Origin of the sequence: Kitasatospora sp. NPDC127035, from assembly GCF_042726075.1 — a bacterium.
Lineage (GTDB): Bacteria > Actinomycetota > Actinomycetes > Streptomycetales > Streptomycetaceae > Kitasatospora.
Map to the genome: position 1 here is coordinate 22,924 of NZ_JBHXDN010000025.1, position 18,686 is coordinate 41,609.

Annotated in this window: 4 protein-coding genes; 2 read left to right on the forward strand and 2 right to left on the reverse strand. The window is 76.6% G+C overall.

The window, feature by feature from the left end:
* Positions 1-6: 6 nt before the first annotated feature.
* A complete protein-coding gene (locus ACFWIC_RS18900; protein WP_380519475.1) occupies positions 7-14,109 on the reverse strand; it encodes a type I polyketide synthase in 14,103 nt (4,700 codons plus the stop codon).
* Between the two features lie 602 nt (positions 14,110-14,711).
* Here ACFWIC_RS18900 and ACFWIC_RS18905 point away from each other — a divergent pair.
* Complete coding sequence (locus tag ACFWIC_RS18905; RefSeq protein ID WP_329877995.1) at positions 14,712-15,671, forward strand: ACP S-malonyltransferase; 960 nt, start codon at positions 14,712-14,714, stop codon at positions 15,669-15,671.
* 20 nt (positions 15,672-15,691) lie between these two features.
* Positions 15,692-16,786 (forward strand): arylcarboxylate reductase, encoded by a 1,095-nt coding sequence (locus ACFWIC_RS18910; RefSeq protein ID WP_380519540.1) that lies wholly within the window; start codon positions 15,692-15,694, stop codon positions 16,784-16,786.
* Positions 16,787-17,217: 431 nt separating this feature from the next.
* On the opposite strand, the gene ACFWIC_RS18915 is transcribed toward ACFWIC_RS18910, so the two are convergent.
* On the reverse strand, positions 17,218-18,270 hold the full coding sequence (locus ACFWIC_RS18915) for a lytic polysaccharide monooxygenase (RefSeq protein WP_380519477.1): 1,053 nt from the start codon (positions 18,268-18,270) through the stop codon (positions 17,218-17,220).
* Positions 18,271-18,686 lie beyond the last annotated feature (416 nt).

An 18,686-nucleotide genomic window follows, 5' to 3' on the forward strand; every position in this document is an offset into this window, starting at 1 on the left:
TCTCCCTCAGGCCATTCCGAAGTCGTTGTCGAGCAGGTCGAAGAGTTCGTCGGCGGTCGCCGCCGCCAGGGTCACCGGCGGCTCGGCCTCGGCCGGGCCCCGGCCGGCCCGTTCGCCCCAGCCGCGCAGCAGCTCGCGCAGCCGGGAGCCGATCTCGCGGCCGTCCGGCCCGGCCGGGTCGAGCGAGGCCAGGGCCTTTTCCAGCAGGTCGAGTTCGGCCTCGGCCGGGCCGCGCGACGGCGGGCGGAGAACGCTCTCCAGGAGCTCGGCCAGTGCGGCCGGGCTCGGGTGGTCGAAGACCGCCGTCGGTGGCAGCGGCACGCCGGTGACCGCGCTCAGCCGGTTGCGGAAGCGCACCGCGAGCATCGAGTCGAAGCCCAGTTCGGCGAAGGGCCGGTCGGGCCGGACGGCCGCCGCCGAGGCGTGCCCGAGGGCGGCGGCCGCGTGGGCGCCGACCAGCTCGACCAGCACCCGGTGCCGCTCCGCCCGGTCCAGCGGCGCCAGCCGCAGGGCCAGGTCGCCGGCCGGGTCCGTCGCGCCGTCCGTCCCGCCGGCCGCCACCGGGTCGCCCGCCGGTGCGGCGCCCGCCGCCGCACCGCCGGCCAGGGCCGCCCAGCCGCCGCGCCCGGGGGTGGGCAGCCAGTAGCGCTCGCGGGCGAAGGCGTAGGTGGGCAGCCGGTCCGGCCGCAGGGGCCGCTCGGCCCGCCAGCCGACCGGCGCGCCCGCCGCCCAGGCCTCGGCCAGCGCCCGCAGCAGGCGGTCGGGTCCGCCCTCGCCGCGCCGCAGGGTCGGGACGGCGGTGGCCGGCCGGCCGGCGGCCTGCGCCGAGCCGTCGACCGCCGCGACCAGTACCGGGTGCGGGCTCACCTCGACGAACAGCTCGTAACCGGCCGCGAGCAGCGCCGAGGTCGCGGTGTCGAAGACGACCGGCTCGCGCAGATTGCGGTACCAGTACGCGGCGTCCAGGAGCGCGCCGTCGATCCGCTCGCCGGTGACCGTCGAGAAGAGCGGGACCTCGGCGGGCCGGGGCCGCACCTCGGCGAGGTGTGCCAGCAGTTCCTCGCGCACCTCGGCGACCTGCGGGGAGTGCGCCGCGTACGCCACCGGGATCCGCCGGGCCCGCACCCCGGCGCGCTCGCAGTCGGCCAGCAGCGCGACGAGCCGCTCCGGCACGCCGGCCACCACCACCGCCTGCGGGCCGTTGACCGCGGCCACGGCGAGCTCCGGCCCGTACGGTTCGAGCAGCTCGGTGACCCGGTCCCGCGCGGCCGACACGGAGACCATCCCGCCCGCGCCGTCCAGTCGGCGCAGTGCCCGGCTGCGCAGCGCGACCACCTTGGCGCCGTCCTCCAGGGAGAGCGCGCCGGCGACGACGGCGGCGGCGATCTCGCCCTGGCTGTGGCCGACCACGGCGGCCGGCTCGACGCCGTGGGAACGCCACAGCGCGGCCAGCGAGACCATCACCGCCCACAGCGCCGGCTGCACCACCTCGACCCGGTCCAGCGGGTCGCCGTCGCGCAGCAGCCCGGTCAGCGACCAGTCGACGTGCGGGGCGAGGGCCTTCTCGCACTGCGCCATCCGCTCGGCGAAGACGGGTGCGGTGTCGAGGAGTTCGACGGCCATGCCGGCCCACTGCGAACCCTGGCCGGGGAAGACGAAGACCGTGCCCGGCGCGCCGGACCGCCCCTCGAACACCCCGCCCGAGGGCAGTCCCCCGGCCAGCGCGGCCAGTTCGGCGCGCAGCGCGTCGCGGTCCGCGCCGACCAGGGCGGCCCGCTGGGGCAGCGCGGCGCGGCCGGTGGCCAGGGTGCGGGCGGCCTCGGTCGCGGTGAGCCCGGGGTCGGCGTCGACGGCGGCCAGCAGCCGGCCGGCCTGTCGGCGCAGCCCGGCCGCGTCGCGGGCCGAGAGCAGCCAGGGCAGCCCGCCCGCGCCGGTCGCGCCGGTCGCGCCGCTCGCGTCGCCGGCCCCGGCCGGAGCGGGCTCGGGGGCCTGCTCCAGGACGGCGTGCGCGTTGGTGCCGCTCATCCCGAACGACGAGACGGCGATCCGGCGCGGGCGCCCGTCCTCGGTCTCCCACGGGCGGGCCTCGGTCAGCAGCTCGACCGCGCCCGCCGACCAGTCCACCCGGGTCGAGGGCCGCTCGGCGTGCAGGGTCCTGGGCAGGACGGCGTGACGCAGCGCCAGCACGCTCTTGATCACCCCGGCGACGCCCGAGGCGGCCTGGGTGTGGCCGATGTTGGACTTCAGCGACCCCAGCCACAGCGGCCGGTCCCCGGGCCGCTCCCGCCCGTAGGTCGCCAACAGTGCGCCGGCCTCGATCGGGTCGCCCAGCGTGGTGCCGGTGCCGTGCGCCTCCACCGCGTCCACCTCGGCGGCCGACAGCCCGGAGTTCGCCAGCGCCTGACGGATCACCCGCTGCTGGGCCAGCCCGTTCGGAGCCGTGAGGCCGTTGCTGGCACCGTCCTGGTTGATCGCCGTGCCGCGGACCACGGCCAGCACCGGGTGCCCCAGGCGCCGGGCCTCGGTCAGCGTCTCGACCAGCAGCACGCCCACCCCCTCCGACCAGCCGGTGCCGCCGGCCTCGTCGGAGAACGAGCGGCACCGCCCGTCGGCGGCCAGCCCGCGCTGGCGGCTGAACTCCACGAACGCGTCCGGGCTCGCCATCACCGCCGCCCCGCCGACCAGCGCGAACGAGCACTCCCGGGCCCGCAGCGACTGCCCGGCCAGGTGCAGCGCCACCAGCGAGGAGGAGCAGGCGGTCTCCACCGTCACGGCCGGGCCCTCCAGGCCCAGCGTGTAGGCGATCCGGCCGGAGGCCACACTGGTCACCGTGCCGCTGAGCAGGTGGCCCTCGACGTCGGCGGCCGGATCCTGCGGCCCGGCGCCGTAGCCCTGCGCGGCCACGCCGAGGAAGACCCCGCCGCTCCTGCCCCGCAGCCCGGCCGGGTCCAGGCCGGCCCGCTCCACGGCCTCCCAGGCGGTCTCCATCAGCAGCCGCTGCTGCGGGTCCATGGCCAGCGCCTCGCGCGGCGAGATGCCGAAGAACTCGGCGTCGAACTCGCCCGCGTCGTGCAGGAATCCGCCCGCGGTGGCGTAGAAGGTGCCGGGCGCCTCCGGGTCGCCGCTGTACAGCGAGTCCAGCGGCCAGCCGCGGTCGGTGGGCAGCCCGCCCACCGCGTCCGTGCCGTCGGCGACCAGTCGCCACAGGTCCTCCGGGGAGCGCACCCCGCCGGGGAACCGGCAGGCCATCCCCACCACGGCCAGCGGCTCGCCCACCGGCAGCGGACCACCGGTCGCGGCGCCCGCGCCGCCCGCGCCGCCGTCCGGCCCGTCCGGCCCGTCAGTCCGGCCGACCAGCAGCGACAGCAGGTGCTCGGCCAGCGCGGTGGCGGTCGGGTGGTCGAAGACGGTGGTGACGGCCAGCTCCAGGCCGCACGCGGTGACCAGCCGGTTGCGCAGTTCGACGGCGGTCAGCGAGTCGAAACCGACCTCGCGGAACGGCCGTTCGGGCTCCACCCGGGCCGTGTCGGCGTACCCGAGAACGGCCGCCGACTCGCTGCGCACCAGGTCCACCAGAAGCCGCTGCCGGGCCTCGGGGCCCAGCGGTGCCAGCCCGGCCCGGAGCAGGGCGCCGGGGGACGACTGCGCGTCCGGAGCCTCCCGCGGTTCACCGTCGCCCCGGTCCTCGCCCCGGTCGTCGCCCCGGCCGTCGTCGGCGGACGCCGCCCGGGCGGCGGTCAGTTCGGCCAGCAGCGGGCTGCGCCGGGCCGACTCGAAGAGCGCCGCGAAGCGGGTCCAGTCCAGGTCGGCCACCACGAGGTGCGTCTCGTCCAGCTCCAGGGCCTGCTCCAGCGCGTCCAGCGCGGTCGCGGGCGCCATCGGGCGCAGCCCCAGCGCGCGCAGCCGCTCGCCGGTGGGGCCCTCGGCCATCCCCGCCCCCGCCCACGGGCCCCAGGCCACCGAGGTGGCGGGCAGCCCGCGCGAGCGCCGGTGCTCGGCCAGCGCGTCCAGCTGGGCGTTGGCGGCGGCGTACGCCCCCTGCCCGGCGCTGCCCCAGGCCGCCGACACCGAGGAGAACAGGACGAACGCCTCGATCCGGTGGCCCTCCAGGAGGGCGTCCAGGTTGGCCGCGCCCGCCGCCTTCGCGGCGCACTCGGCGGCCCAGCCCTCCGGCGTGCAGCGGGCCAGCGGCGTGTCGGAGGTCAGCCCGGCGGCGTGCACCACCGCGTCGACCCGCTCCTCGCCGAGCCCGTCCAGCAGGGCGGCCAGCGCAGCGCGGTCCGCCACGTCGCAGGCCGCCACCGTGACCTCGGCGCCGAGCGCGGTCAGTTCGGCGGCCAGCCGCTCCGCACCCGGGGCGGACGGTCCGCGCCGGCTCGTCAGCACCAGGCGCCGGGTGCCGGTACGGGCCAGCCGCCGGGCCAGTTGGGCGCCCAGCCCGCCGGTCCCGCCGGTGATCAGCACCGTGCCGCGCAGGGCCGCGAAGCCCGCCGACGGGGCGGTGGCGGCCGGGGTGGCGGCCGGGACCGGGGAGCGGCGCAGCCGGCGGCCCAGCAGACCGGACGGGCGGACCGCGAGCTGGTCGTCACCGCCCGCTCCGGCCAGTGCCGCGCACAGCCCCTCCCAGGCCGCGTCGTCCGGCTCGGCGGGGAGGTCCACCAGACCGCCCCAGCGCTCGGGGTGCTCCAGCGCGACGACCCGGCCCAGGCCCCAGAGCCGGGCCCGCTCGGGCCGCCCGACCGGCTGCCCGCCGGCCTCCACCGCGCCCAGGGTCGCGCACCACAGCGGCGCGCTCACCCCGGCGTCGCCCAACGCCTGGACCAGGACGAGCAGTTCGACGTCCGTGCCGGGCAGGGCCAGGACTCCGTCGACGGCGGCGGGCAGCCGGCCGGCCAGCGCGGCGCGGTCCGTACCGTCCGCCGTCCGCAGCAGCTCGACCTCGGCGCCGCGGGCTGCCAGCGCCCGCGCGGCGCCGTCGGCCGGGCCGTCCGCGTCGGCGCCCTCGGGCAGCACCAGCAGCCAGCGGCCGGTGAGCCGGGCCGCGGGCCCCGGCTCCAGCGGCTGCCAGTCGATCCGGTAGCGCAGCCGCCCGGTGGCCGGTGCGGTGACGGCGGGCGCCGGCCAGAACCGGCGGTGCTGGAACGGATAGCCGGGCAGCTCGACCCGGCCGCCGCCGGTGCCGCCGGGACTCCAGTCCACCGCCGTGCCGTGCACGTACAGCCTGGCCAGGGCGGCCGTCACCGACTCGTCCTCCGGCCGCCCCTCGCGCAGCAGCGCCACCGCCGCGCCCTCGGGGGTGTCCGGCAGGCACTCCTGCACCAGCGCGGAGAGCACCCCGCCGGCGCCCAGCTCCACGAAGCGGTCGGCACCCTCGGCCCGGAGCCGCCGCACGCCGTCCAGGAACCGGACGGTGCCGCGCGCGTGCCGCACCCAGTAGTCGGGGGAGCACAGCTGCTCGGCGCCGGCCGGCTCACCGGTGAGGTCGGAGATCACCGGCAGCGTCGGCGGCCGGTACGCCAGGCCCGCCGCGACCTCCCGGAAGGCCGCCAGCATCGGCTCCAGCCGCGCGGAGTGGAAGGCGGTGCCCACCGGCAGCCGCTTGGTCCGCCGTCCGCGCGCCCGGAACTCCTCCGCCACGGCCAGCACCGCCGCGCGGTCACCGGAGAGCACGCAGGAGCGCGGTCCGTTCACCGCGGCCAGGTCGACCCCCGGCGCGGCCGGCACCGCCGCGAGCTCCTCCTCGGTCGCCTCGACGGCCACCATCGCGCCGCCCTCGGGCAGCTCGTCCATCAGCCGGCCGCGCGCGGCCACCAGCGCGCTCGCGTCCGCCAGGTCCAGCACCCCGGCCGCGTGCGCGGCGGACAGCTCGCCGATCGAGTGCCCCAGCAGCAGGTCGGGCCGCACACCGTGGTGGTCCAGCAGGCGCAGCAGCGCCGTCTGCAGGGCGAACAGGGCCGGCTGGGTGTAGCGGGTGCGGTCCAGCAGCGCGGCCTCCGTACTGCCCGGCGCGGCGAACATCACCTCGCGCAGCGGCCGGTCCAGGTGCGGGTCCAGCGCCGCCAGCACCTCGTCCAGCGCGTCGGCGAAGACCGGCTCGGCACGGTACAGCCCGGCCCCGGCCCCGGCCCGCTGGCTGCCCTGGCCCGGCAGGAGGAACGCCGTCCGCCCGTCCGCCCGCACCACGCCGGTGGTCACCGCCGCCGAGCGGGCGCCGTCGGCCAGCGCCCGCAGGCCCTCGCGCAGCGCCGCCCGGTCCGCGCCGTGCACGGCGGCCCGGTGCTCCAGACCGGCCCGGCTCACCGCGAGGGCCCGGCCCAGCTCCGCGAGGTCGACCTCCTCCCGCCCGTCCAGGTGGCCGGCCAGCTGCTCGGCCCGGGCCCGCAGGGCGGCCGGGCCCCGGGCGGACAGCAGCAGGGGCGCACGGCGCGCGGGCAGCGGCGCCCGCACGGGGGCGTCGGGCGCCTGCTCCACGATCACATGGGCGTTGGTGCCGCTGATCCCGAACGAGGAGACGCCCGCGCGTCGCGGCCGGCCGGTGTCCGGCCAGGCGACGGCCTCGGCCAGCAGCCGTACCGTGCCCGAGGACCAGTCCACGTGCGGGTTGGGCTCCGCGATGTGCAGGCTCCGGGGCAGCAGGCCGTGCCGCATCGCCAGGACCGTCTTGATCACCCCGGCGACCCCGGCGGCGGCCTGGGTGTGGCCGAGGTTGGACTTGACGGAACCGAGCAGCAGCGGCCGGTCCGCGGCCCGGCCGCGCCCGTACACGGCCTGCAGCGCCTGGGCCTCGATCGGGTCGCCGAGCCGGGTGCCGGTGCCGTGCGCCTCGACCGCGTCGACCTGGTCGGCGGTCAGCCCTGCGTCGGTCAGCGCGGCCTGGATGACCCGCTGCTGGGAGGGGCCGTTGGGGGCGGTCAGGCCGTTGCTCGCACCGTCCTGGTTGACCGCCGAGCCCCGGACCACGGCCAGCACCCGGTGGCCGCGGGCCACGGCGTCGGAGAGCCGCTCCAGCACCAGCACGCCCACGCCCTCGCCCCAGCCGGTGCCGTCCGCGTCCGCCGAGAAGGCCTTGCACCGCCCGTCCGGGGCCAGCCCGCGCTGACGGCTGAACTCCACGAACAGCTTGGGCGTGCTCATCACCGTGACCCCGCCGGCCAGCGCCAGCTCGCACTCCCCGCGCCGCAGCGACTGGGCCGCCAGGTGGAGGGCGACCAGCGAGGACGAGCAGGCGGTGTCCACGGTCAGCGCCGGACCCTCCAGCCCCAGGGCGTAGGAGATCCGGCCGGAGAGCACACTGGCCGTGTTGCCGGTCAGCAGGTGGCCCTCGGAGATCCCCTCGGCGGCGGCCAGCGCGTCCACGTAGTCCTGGCCGTTGGTGCCGACGAAGACGCCGACCCGGCCGCCGCGCAGCGCCGACGGGTCCTGCCCGGAGTCCTCGACCGCCTGCCAGGCGGTCTCCAGCAGCAGGCGCTGCTGCGGGTCCATGGCCAGCGCCTCGCGCGGGCTCACCCCGAAGAACTCGGCGTCGAAGCCGCCGGCGTCCGCCAGGAACGCGCCGCTGCGGCTGTACGTGGTGCCGGGGCGGTCCGGGTCCGGGTCGAACAGCCGCTCGACGTCCCACCCGCGGTCGGCCGGCCAGTCACCGACGGCGTCCCGGCCCTCGGCCAGCAGCTCCCACAGCTCCTGCGGCGAGCCCACCCCGCCCGGGAAGCGGCAGGCCATGCCGACCACGGCCAGCGGCTCGCCGCCGTCCGGCCCGGTGGCCGCGCCGCCCCCGGGCGCACCGGCGGGGCCCGGCTCGGCCGACTCCCGCGCCAGGCCCAGCTCGGCCAGCAGCCGCACCGCCACCGCGTGCGGCGTCGGGTGGTCGAAGAGCACGGTCGCGGGCAGCCGCAGACCGGTCGCCGTACCCAGCCGGTTGCGCAGCTCGACGGCGGTCAGCGAGTCGAAGCCGAGCTCCGCGAACGCCCGCGCGGGCAGCACGGCGCCGCTGTCGGCGTGCCGCAGCACGGCCGCGGCGTTGGCACGCACCAGGTCGGTCAGCAGGTGCATCCGCTCGCCCGGGGCCAGCGGGGCCAGCCGGCCGGCCAGCTCGCCGGGCCGCTCCGCGGCCGCGGGCCGGACCTCGGCCGGCGCCGCGGCGGCGGGCACCGGCAGCCGTCCCAGCAGCGCCGAACGCAGACCGGACGACTCGGCCAGCCGCCGCCAGTCCACGTCCGCGACCACCACCAGCTCGTCGTCCTCGCCCAGCGCGCGGGCCACCGCGGTGATCGCGCTGCGCGGTGCCATGGTCGGCAGACCGCGGTCGCCCAGCCGCCGGGCCACCTCGTCGGCCAGCATTCCGGCGCCCGCGCCGCCGGTGCCCCGGTCGGCCCCCTCGGTGCCCCAGGCACCCCAGGCGATCGCGGTTCCCGGCAGGCCGGCGGCCCGGCGCCGCGCGACCAGCGCGTCCAGAGCGGCGTTGGCCGTCGCGTAGTTGCCCTGACCGGCGTTGCCGACCACGCCCATCACCGAGCTGAACACCACGAAGGCGGACAGCTCCAGGTCGGCCGTCAGCTCCTCCAGCAGCAGGGCCGCGGTCAGCTTGGCGCGCAGCGAGAACGCCATCCGCTCGGGCGTCAGCGCGTCCAGCACCCCGTCGTCCAGCGCCCCGGCGGCATGCACCACCGCGTCCGGCCGGTACGCGGCGACGGCCGCGGCGAGCTGCTGCCGGTCCGTCACGTCGCAGGCCACCGGCTCCACGGCCGGGCCCAGCTCCGCCCGCAGCGCCGCCGCCCCGGGCGCCGCCGCACCCCGGCGGCTGAGCAGCACCACCTGTTCGGCACCCTGCGCCACCAGCCGGCGCGCCAGGTGCGCCCCGACCGCGCCGGTGCCGCCGGTCACCAGCACCGCCCCGGCCGGCCGCCACACCGCCGGGCCCGGCCCGGAGTCCCCGGCCGTCCGGACGGGGGCGGCCAGCAGCCGGCGCCCGTGCACGCCGGTGGACCGCACCGCCACCTGCTCCTCGTCCCGCGCGGCCGCGAGCACCGCGCACAGCCGCCGCGCCGCCCGCTCGTCCAGTCCCGCGCCGTCGGCGGGCGGGAGGTCCACCAGCCCGCCCCAGCGCTCGGGGTGCTCCAGCGCCACCGTGCGTGCCAGCCCGGCCACGGCACCCTGCACCGGGCCGCCCGGCCGCTCACCCGCGCCGAGCACTGCCGTCCCGCTGACCAGGCACCACAGCGGCGCTTCCACGCCCGCGTCGCCCAGTGCCTGTACGAGGGCCAGGGTCAGCGCGACCGCGCCCGGCAGGTCGGCGAACTCCGGGTGCGGGCGCTCCTCGTGGGCCAGCAGCGAGAGCACGCCGGCCGGCGCCTCCCCGTCGCCGAGCGCCTCGGTCACCCGCTTCGCCAGCGCCTCGCGTCCCGTTCCGGGACCGCTCACGGTGAACGGGACCACGTCGAGGCCCACCGCGGCGAGCGCCTCGACCACCCGGCGGGCGGTGTCGCTCTCCGGCAGCACGGCCAGCCAGCGGCCCGCCGGCGCCTCGGCGGGCTTCAGGCCCAGCGGCTGCCAGCCGATCCGGTAGCGCCAGGAGTCGGCCTCGGCGGTCGCGGTCCGTTCGGCCCGCCAGCCCGCCAGCGCGGGCAGCACCTCGCCGAGCGCGGCCGGACTCACCTGGAGCTCGGCGGACAGTTCGGTCGGCTCCTGGCGCTCCAGGACGTCCCACAGACCGTCGGCGGACGGGCCTGCCCCCGGGGGCGTGGTCGTGCTCGGGGCGAGCCAGAACCGCTCCCGCTGGAACGGGTAGGTGGGCAGTTCGACGCGTCGGCCGCGGGGGGTCGCGGTGGTCCAGTCGACGGTGAGGCCGGTGGTCCAGGCGTGGGCGAGGGAGGTGAGGAGGCGTCGTCGGTCGCCTTCGTCGCGGCGCAGGGTGGGGAGGGTGACGGCGGTGTCGAGGGTCTCCTCGATGGTGGGGACGAGGACGGGGTGGGGGCTGGTCTCGATGTAGTGGGTGTGGCCGGTTTCGTGGAGGGTCTTGAGGGCCGGGGCGAGGAGGACGGGTTGGCGCAGGTTGGTGTACCAGTAGGCGGTGTCGGGCGGGGTGGTGAGCCAGTCGCCGGTGACGGTGGAGAACATCGGGATGTGCGGTGCCTGCGGGCTGATGCCGGCCAGGACGTCGAGCAGCCGGGTGCGGATCTTCTCGACGTGCGGGGAGTGCGAGGCGTAGTCGACCGGGATGCTCCTGGCGCGGACGCCCTCCCGCTCGCACACCGCCAGCAGTTCCGTCAGGGCGGTGCTCTCGCCCGCGACGACGGTGGTGGTGGGGGAGTTGTAGGCGGCGACGGAGATCCGGTCGGCCCAGGGGGCGAGCAGTTCGGTGGTCCGCTCGGCGGAGAGCCGGACGGAGACCATGCCGCCGTCACCGGCGATGGCGTCGAGGGCCCGGCTCCGGAGGGCGACGACGGCGGCGCCGTCTTCGATAGTGAGGGCGCCGGCGACGACGGCGGCGGCGATCTCGCCCTGGGAGTGGCCGAGGACGGCGTCGGGGCGGATGCCGTGGTGCTGCCAGAGGGCGGCGAGGGAGACCATCACGGCCCACAGGGCGGGCTGGACGACGTCGACCCGCTCCAGCGGCTCGGCGTCGCGCAGCAGCCGGGTGAGTGACCAGTCGACGTGTGGGGCGAGGGCCTTCTCGCACTGGGTGATCTTCTCGGCGAAGACGGGTTCGGTGTCGAGGAGTGCGGCGGCCATGCCGGGCCACTGGGAGCCCTGGCCGGGGAAGACGAAGACGGTGCGGCCGGGGTGGTGGGGGGTGCCCTGGACGAGGTCGGGGTGGGGGGTGTTCTGGGTGAGTGCGGTGAGGGCGTCGCGGAGTCGGTGGTGGGTGCCGATGGTGACGGCGCGGTGGTCGAAGGCGGTGCGGCCGGTGGCGAGGGAGTGGGCGATGTCGGTCGGGTGCCCGTCGAGGGTCAGCAGTTGTGCGGCCTGGTCGCGCAGCGCTTCGGGGGAGCGGGCGGACAGCAGCCAGGGGACGACCGTGTCCGCGTCGTGCTCCGGTTCCGGGTGCTCCGGGTCCGCAGGCTCGTTCTCGTGGGCCTGTTCGAGGACGACGTGGGCGTTGGTGCCGCTCACGCCGAAGGAGGAGACGCCGGCCCGGCGCGGACGCCCGTCCTCGGTCTCCCAGGCACGGGCCTGCGTCAGCAGCTCCACCGCCCCCGCCGACCAGTCGATATGCGGCGACGGACTGTCCACGTGCAGGGTCCTGGGCAGCACGCCGTGCCGCATCGCCAGCACCATCTTCATGACGCCCGCCACACCCGCCGCGGCCTGGGTGTGTCCGATGTTGGACTTCAACGACCCCAGGAGCAGGGGCTGTTCGGCGGGCCGCTGCCGGCCGTAGGTGGCGAGCAGGGCCCCGGCCTCGATGGGGTCGCCGAGCGTGGTGCCGGTGCCGTGCGCCTCGACCGCGTCGACCTCGGCGCCGGTCAGGCCGGCGTCGGCCAGCGCGGCCTGGATGACCCGCTGCTGGGAGGGGCCGTTGGGGGCGGTCAGGCCGTTGCTCGCACCGTCCTGGTTGACCGCCGAGCCGCGCAGTACCGCCAGCACCGGGTGGCCGTTGCGGCGGGCGTCGGAGAGGCGTTCCAGCACCAGCACGCCCGCCCCCTCGGCCAGGCCGAAACCGTCGGCGGCGGCTGCGAAGGCCTTGCACCGCCCGTCCGGCGCGAGCCCGCCCTGCCGGCTGAACTCCATGAACATGCCCGGCGTGCTCATCACGGTCACGCCGCCCGCCAGCGCCAGGTCGCACTCCCCGTGCCGCAGGGACCGGGCGGCCAGGTGGAGGGCGACCAGCGAGGAGGAGCAGGCGGTGTCCACCGTGACGGCGGGGCCCTCCAGGCCGAAGACGTACGCCACGCGGCCCGACGCCACACTGCCGGCGGTGCCCGTCAGCAGGTGGCCGGAGAGCTCCGAGCCGGAGGTGAGGCCCGGGCCGTAGTCCATCGCCATCGCGCCGACGAAGACCCCCGTTCGGCTGCCGCGCAGCGATCCGGGCTCGATCCCGGCCCGCTCGAACGCCTCCCAGGACGTCTCCAGGAGCAGCCGCTGCTGCGGGTCCATCGCCTCCGCCTCGCGCGGCGAGATACCGAAGAACCCGGCGTCGAAGAGGTCGGCCTCGGCCAGGAACCCGGCCTCGCGCTGGTAGTAGCGGCCCGGCTCGCGGCCCTCGGGCGCGTAGCCGGCGGCGAGGTCCCAGCCGCGTCCGGTCGGGAACTCCCCGACCGCGTCGCCGCCCGCCGCCACCAGCTCCCACAGCCGCTCGGGCGAGTTCACCCCGCCCGGGTAGCGGCAGCCCATCGCGACGATCACCACCGGGTCGTCCCGGTCGGCGGGGACGGGCGCAGCCGCTGCCCAGGCGTCGTCGGCGGGCCCGGACCCGGTCAGCTCGGCCCGCAGGAACTCCGCGACCGCGCGCGGGGTCGGCCGGTCGAAGACCAGGGTGGCGGGGAGGTTCAACCCCGTCACCGCGCCGATCCGGTTGCGGGTGGCCAGCGCGCTGACCGAGTCGAGCCCGAGTTCCACGAAGCTGTGGTCGGCGGGCACCGGCCCGCCGCGCCCCAGCGCCTCGTTGACCGCCCCGCCGACCAGGTCGAGCAGCAGCGCGCGCTGCCGGTCCTCGGCCAGCCCGGCGAGCCGGTGCGCCAGCCCGACGGAGCCGTCGGCGCCGTCCGCGGCCGGTTCCTGCTGCCCGTCGGCCGCCGGGCCGGCGGACCGCCACGCCTCGTCGGCCTCCCAGGACGGCTCCACGGGCCGCCCGCCCGCCTCGGCCGCGAGTGCGGCCAGGTCCGGGGCGTACCCGTCCACGAACAGTTCGCCGAGGGCCGTCCGCACCCGCAGCGGCCCGCCCTGGCCGCGCCGCAGCGAGCCGCGCACCCGGGCGTCCAGACCGGCGGCGAGGGCGGTCTCCTGGAGCGCCGAGGTCAGCACCGGGTGCGGGCTGACCTCCAGCAGCAGCCGGTGGCCGTCGGCCAGCAGCGCCGTGGCGGCCTCCGCGAACCGCACGGTGCCGCGCAGGTTGCGGCACCAGTGGTCGGCGTCCAGCACCGGGTCGGCCAGCCGCCCGCCGGTCAGGCCCGAGTAGAACGGCAGCCGTGCGGGCCGGGGCCGCAGCGGGGCGAGCGCGGCGCGCAGCTCGGGCAGGATCGAGTCGATGTGCGCGGAGTGCGCGGCCAGCCCGACCGCGACCAGTCGCGCGTGCAGGCCGAGTTCGCCGGAGCGGGCGACGAGGTCGGCGGCGGCGTCGGCGTCACCCGAGACGACCACCGAGCCGGGGCCGTTGATCGCGGCCACCGCCAGCCGTCCGCGCCAGCGCTCCAGCAGCGGGCGGACGCGGTCGGCGGGGGCCATCACGGAGACCATCTCGCCGCGTCCGGTCAGCGTGGCCTGCAAGCGGCTCCAGTGCGCGACCACCCGGGCCGCGTCCTCCAGGTCGAGTGCTCCACTGACCACGGCGGAGCTGATCTCGCCCATGCTGTGCCCCAGCACGGCGGCGGGCCGCACCCCGTGGCTCTCCCAGAGCGCGACCAGCGCGAGCGTCACGGCGAACAGCGCCGGCTGCACCACCGCGGCGCCCTCCAGCGCGGGTGCGCCCGCCGTGCCGCGCAGCACGTCCTGCACCGCCCAGCCGGTGAACGGCTCCAGTGCCTGCGCGCAGTCGTCGAGCCGGGCCGCGAAGGCCGGTGCCAGGTCCAGCAGTTCCACGGCCATGCCGGGCCACTGGGACCCCTGGCCGGGGAAGACGAAGGCCACGGTGCCGTCCCCGGCGGTCCCGGTCAGCGACACCGGTGCTCCGTCCGCGCCCGGTCCGGCCGGCCCCGTCCCAGCTGTGCCCGCCGTTCCCGCGGCCAGCGCGGTGAGTTGCGCCAGCAGGCCGTCCCGGTCGGTCGCCGCGAGCGCGGCCCGGTGCCGCCCGGTGGCCGGCCGGCCGGCGAGGGCGGCCGCCACGTCGGCGGCGCCGAGCTCCGGCCGGCCGGCCAGTGTGCCGTGCAGCAGCCCTGCCCGGGCGGCCAGTTGGCCCGCGGTGTCACCGGACAGTGGATACAGGAAGGGCACACCGGTGTCGGATCCGTGAGTCATCGTGCTGCACTCCTTCGCGACGGGCCGGACGGTCGGACGTGGGCGCTCCGCCGGGGAGTCCACCCGGCGGAGCGGTACGAGCTGGTTCCGTGCGGAGCCCGGGAGGGGCCCTGCCGGGAGCGGAGGTCCCGGGGCGGCCACCGGGCCCCGGAGGGCTGTCGGCCCTACGGACGGCCGACGTGACGAGCGCCCGGAACTTCCCCGGCGCACGGGAGCGACCCGGCGGTGTCTCCCCCTCCGAGGGGCCGGCCGGCGGCGGCGCACCGGTAGCCCGGACCGCCTCCTCCGCATTCCCGCCCCGGCGATTTCGACCGGGATCCGATGAGGGAGCCGACCGGAACGGGAATTGCTGAATGCTCGAGGCATATGCTGCCAGCCGCAAATATCATTTCAATAGCGGGAACCGCGACACTGCTCGTTCGGGGCGCCCGGGGCACTTCCGGAAGCCGGTTTCGACTGTTTCCGGTTTTTTCTCCGGGCCGCCCCTGCTACGGTGCTGGAGCGGCAGTTGAGCGGTCGGTCGGCCGCCCTCCGGTGGGACTCGCGCTCCACGCCGACACCCTTCCCCTTTCATTTTCAAGGAATTCCCGAAGGAGTCGCACATGGCACTGGGATATCTTTTCGGCGGCGGTGTCGGAACCGAGCCGCACGGCATCGAGCTGTATCAGGCATATCCCGTGATGCGGGACCTCTATGCCCGCATAGCCGAATGGAGCGGGCTGACCACGGGCCAACTGCTCGACGAGGAACTGCCCAAGGAGGTCGAGGAGCGCCAGAGCGTCGGCAGCATCCGGGAGGCCGCGCTGGCGCTGGCCGTCCACGACATCCTCGCCGAGCACGACCTGCACCCGGCGGTGCTCGGCGGCCTGAGCCTGGGCGCGATGACGGCGAGCGCGCTGTCAGGGGCACTGGAGCGGCGCGCGCTGATCGAGATGCTGGCGCACTCCCGCGCCGTCACCCCGCCGCCCGCCGACGCGCCTGTCCAGGGCATGGCGCTGGCCTTCGTCCCGGCCGGCACCGAGATCACCGCGCTGACCGGGGACCGGCCCGGCGTCCACCTGTCGGGGGATTTCGGGCCGACGGCGGACGGCGCCGCGGCCATCATGATGCTCTCCGGGGATCGGGAGGCTCTGGAGGCGCTCGCCGCCGGGTTGCCGCCCGGCCTGGTCACCCCGCTCCCGGACCGTCCGATCGCCGCGCACTCGCCGCTGCGCGGGTACTTCCGCACGTTCATGGCCCCGTACATCGACGCGATGTCCTTCGAGGCCCCCGGGCTGCCGCTGGCGTCCTGCCTGGACCGCAAGCTCCTCGTCACCGGCGAGGACGTCCGTGACCTCTTCCACCGCAACGCCACCGACCCGATCAGCGTGGTCGACGTGTACACCGGCATGAAGGAGCAGGGGGTGCGGCTCGGGCTGGTGATGGGCGGGTCCATCCCCGACGGCATCCTGCGGTTCCCGTTCCCGGTGGTGCACGTGGACCGGCCCGAGCACGTCGAGCAGGTGCTGACCACCGTCTACGAGCTCGGCATCGAGATCACCGAGGGGCGGTCCGCGCGGTGACCGCCACGGCGGCCGCCACGGTGACCGGAGCGGGGGCGGTGCGGCCGGGTGCCGCCTGCGACGCGCTGGTCGAGGGGTGGCTCGACACCGACCTCGACGAGTGGACCCGCCGCATCCTGCGGCGGCACTTCGACCCCGAGGCCGGCAGTCCGTACTGGCTGCGCCGGGCGGCCGGGCTGGACTTCGATCCCCGGGACATCACCCGCTACGAGGAGCTCACCGCCTTCGGCCCGTTCCCGTTGGAGGACCTGCGGTCCGGTGACCCGGCGGACCTCGTCCCGCTCGCGGTGCCGCGCCCGCTGACCGGGCGGGTGTGGGACACCGGCGGCACCACCGGCGCGCCGTGCCGGGTGTTCTACACCCCGGACATGCTGCTGCACCGCGGGGCGTGGCGGCGCTGGTCCTTCGTCAGCGAGGGCTTCGAGCCCGGCCGGAGCTGGTTGCAGGCCACCCCGACCGGGCCCCACCTGATCGGCAACGGCGTCTGGGAGTCGAGCGAGCTGTACGCGGGCCGGGTGTACGCGATCGACATGGACCCGCGCTGGGTGAAGCGGCTGATCCGGGGCGGCCGGCTGGCCGACGCCCGCGAGTACACCACCCACCTGCTGGAACAGATCGCCGACGTCCTCGGGCGCGGCGGGGTGCACTACGCCACCACCACGCCGGCGGTCTTCCAGGCGCTCCGGCAGCGCCACCCCGAGCTGGTCGCCGCGCTCGACGGGGTCCGGCTCAGCGGGACCCAGATCTCGCCGGACACCCACCAGGACTTCACGGCCGCGCTCAACGGCGGTATCTGCGGCATCAGTTACGGCAACACCTTCGGCAACGCGGCCGGGTTGGCCGCGCGGCAGACGGGAGACCTGCTGCCGTACGTGCCGAACTACCCGCAGGTGACGATGGCGGTGGTGGACCGGGAGGACTGGTCGGCCCCGGTGGCGTACGGGGCGTCGGGGCAGGTGCGGCTGACCGTGCTGCACGAGGACCTCCTCCTGCCGAACATCCTGGAGCGCGACCAGGCGCTGCGCTACGACTGCGCGGGGCTGTGGCCCAGCGACGGCGTGGCCAACGTCCGGCCGCTGCAGGTGACCAACACCGCCCCGGAAGGGCTCTACTGACCGGCCGCCGCACAGCCGTGACCGGGACGGCCGCCGTCCCGGTCCCGGGCCCGGCCAGCAGGTCGGACTCGTCGTCGTCCACCACGGCGCCGTCCCGGCGGACGTCGATCTCGGCGTAGACGGTCTCGACCGGGCCGAACAGGCTGAGGGCCCCGGCGCGGTGCTCGAAACTGTCCAGGGCACGGGCATCGGGGTGCTCCCGGGCCGGCTGGGCACGACGATCGGGGTCGGCGGTGACCACCGCGTCCAGCCGCAGCCCTGGGGTGGTGGCGATCAGCGGGCGTGGAAGGCGGAGCCGACCAGGCCGTAGCCGATCAGGCCGACGCGGAACGGGGCACGCGAGGAGGGACGCGACACGTGGCTCGTACGCCCCGCTCAATCACGAGGGCTGCCCCCGGGGCGCCCACGCCGCGCGCCGGGCACTGCGGCGGTCAGCGGGCGGCGTGGGCACCCCCGGGGCGACGCTTGGAACGGATGACGACGACTGCGCCGGCCAGCAGGAAGGCGGAGCCGATCGAGGCGAGGATGCCGGCCGAACGGTCGGAGCCGGTCTGGGCGAGCCTCTCCGGGGCGGCGACCGGCGCGGACCCGTCGGCGGCGGTGGTGGGCGGCACAGCGGCCGCCACCGCGGTGGGAGTGGAACCGGCCGTGGTCGCGGACACCGGGGCGGTGGCGGCGGGGGTCGGGGTGGTCGGAGCCGCCGGGGCGGTGGTGGCGGCCGGGGCCGAGGTCTTCGGGGCAGTGGCGGTGGTGGCCGGGTGGGCGTGGTCGCCCTGGTGGGCGTCGGCGCCGCTGGTGCCGTTCGCGGTCGGCACCGGCGCGATGCCGGGGGCGTTGCCGCTGCCGTCGAAGACCACGTCCGAGCAGGAGTAGAACGCCTCCGGGCTGTCCGAGCGCTGCCAGATCGCGTAGATCAGCTGCCGGCCGCTGCGGCCGGCGGGGATCGTGCCGGGCAGGATGTACGAGCCGTCGACCAGCTTGGGGTCGGTGACCGTGAGGAAGGGCTGCGCCTCCAGGTTCGACCAGGCCAGCGGCTTCGCCGGGTCGTAGCCCGCGTTGGTGAGGAAGAGCTGGAAGGTGCCCTTGTGCGGGGCGGTGGCCCGGTAGCGGAAGGTGAAGTCGGTGCCGGACACCAGGTTGGTGGCGGGCCAGTCGGTGCGCGGCAGGTCCAGGCCCTTGTAGACCGGGTCGCCGGCGCTGCACAGCTTGCCGTCCGCGATCAGCTGACGGTGACGGCCTGCCGCGTCGCCGATCCGCAGGCTCATCCAGTCGTACAGCGCGGCCTTGCCACCGGTCGCGACGGCGGCCTTGCAGGCGACCGACTTCGGGTTCTCGGCACCTTCCAGGAAGCAGCCCTCGACCCGGCTGAGCGGGTTTTGCATCGAGCCGTGCGCGGCGGCGGTGCCGCCTCCGAGGACACCGGTCAGTCCGGCGGTGGCGAGGACGAGGGCTGCTGTGGAGAGACGGCGGTTGCGCACGGGCATGGTGGGGGAACCCCTTCGGAGGGAGCCGGCAGGTGAGGGTGCCGCTCACGCTAGCCGCTGTCGACGGCCCTGCCGGGGGTTGACCAGCTCGGTTAGGGGCCGCTTAAGGAGCCTTTGAGGCACGGGCGCGGGAAGCGTACGGAGGGCCGGCGGCACCCGCGGTCACGGCGGGCTGAGGTTGACTCCGGCATTCGAGAGCGGGTCGAAAGAGGACGGGAAATTCTATGCCTTCCAGGGTGAGCCGCCACTTGGCACTCTGAAGACCAATGAGCGGCATCTATCTCCGCTCGACCGCCACGCCCGATAAGAATGAACCACTGAAAGCTGAGTATCTCATCAGTCCTAGAATCGGGAATGCGTGCTGCCTGACGGCACCATCCGCAGCCACAACCCTCTCGGTTACTACGAGGAGGCCC

Coding starts and splice junctions, on each gene's coding strand:
- ACFWIC_RS18900 (WP_380519475.1), bottom strand. CDS start 14,109: ATGACTCACGGATCCGACACCGGTGTGCCCTTCCTGTATCCACTGTCC.
- ACFWIC_RS18905 (WP_329877995.1), top strand. CDS start 14,712: ATGGCACTGGGATATCTTTTCGGCGGCGGTGTCGGAACCGAGCCGCAC.
- ACFWIC_RS18915 (WP_380519477.1), bottom strand. CDS start 18,270: ATGCCCGTGCGCAACCGCCGTCTCTCCACAGCAGCCCTCGTCCTCGCC.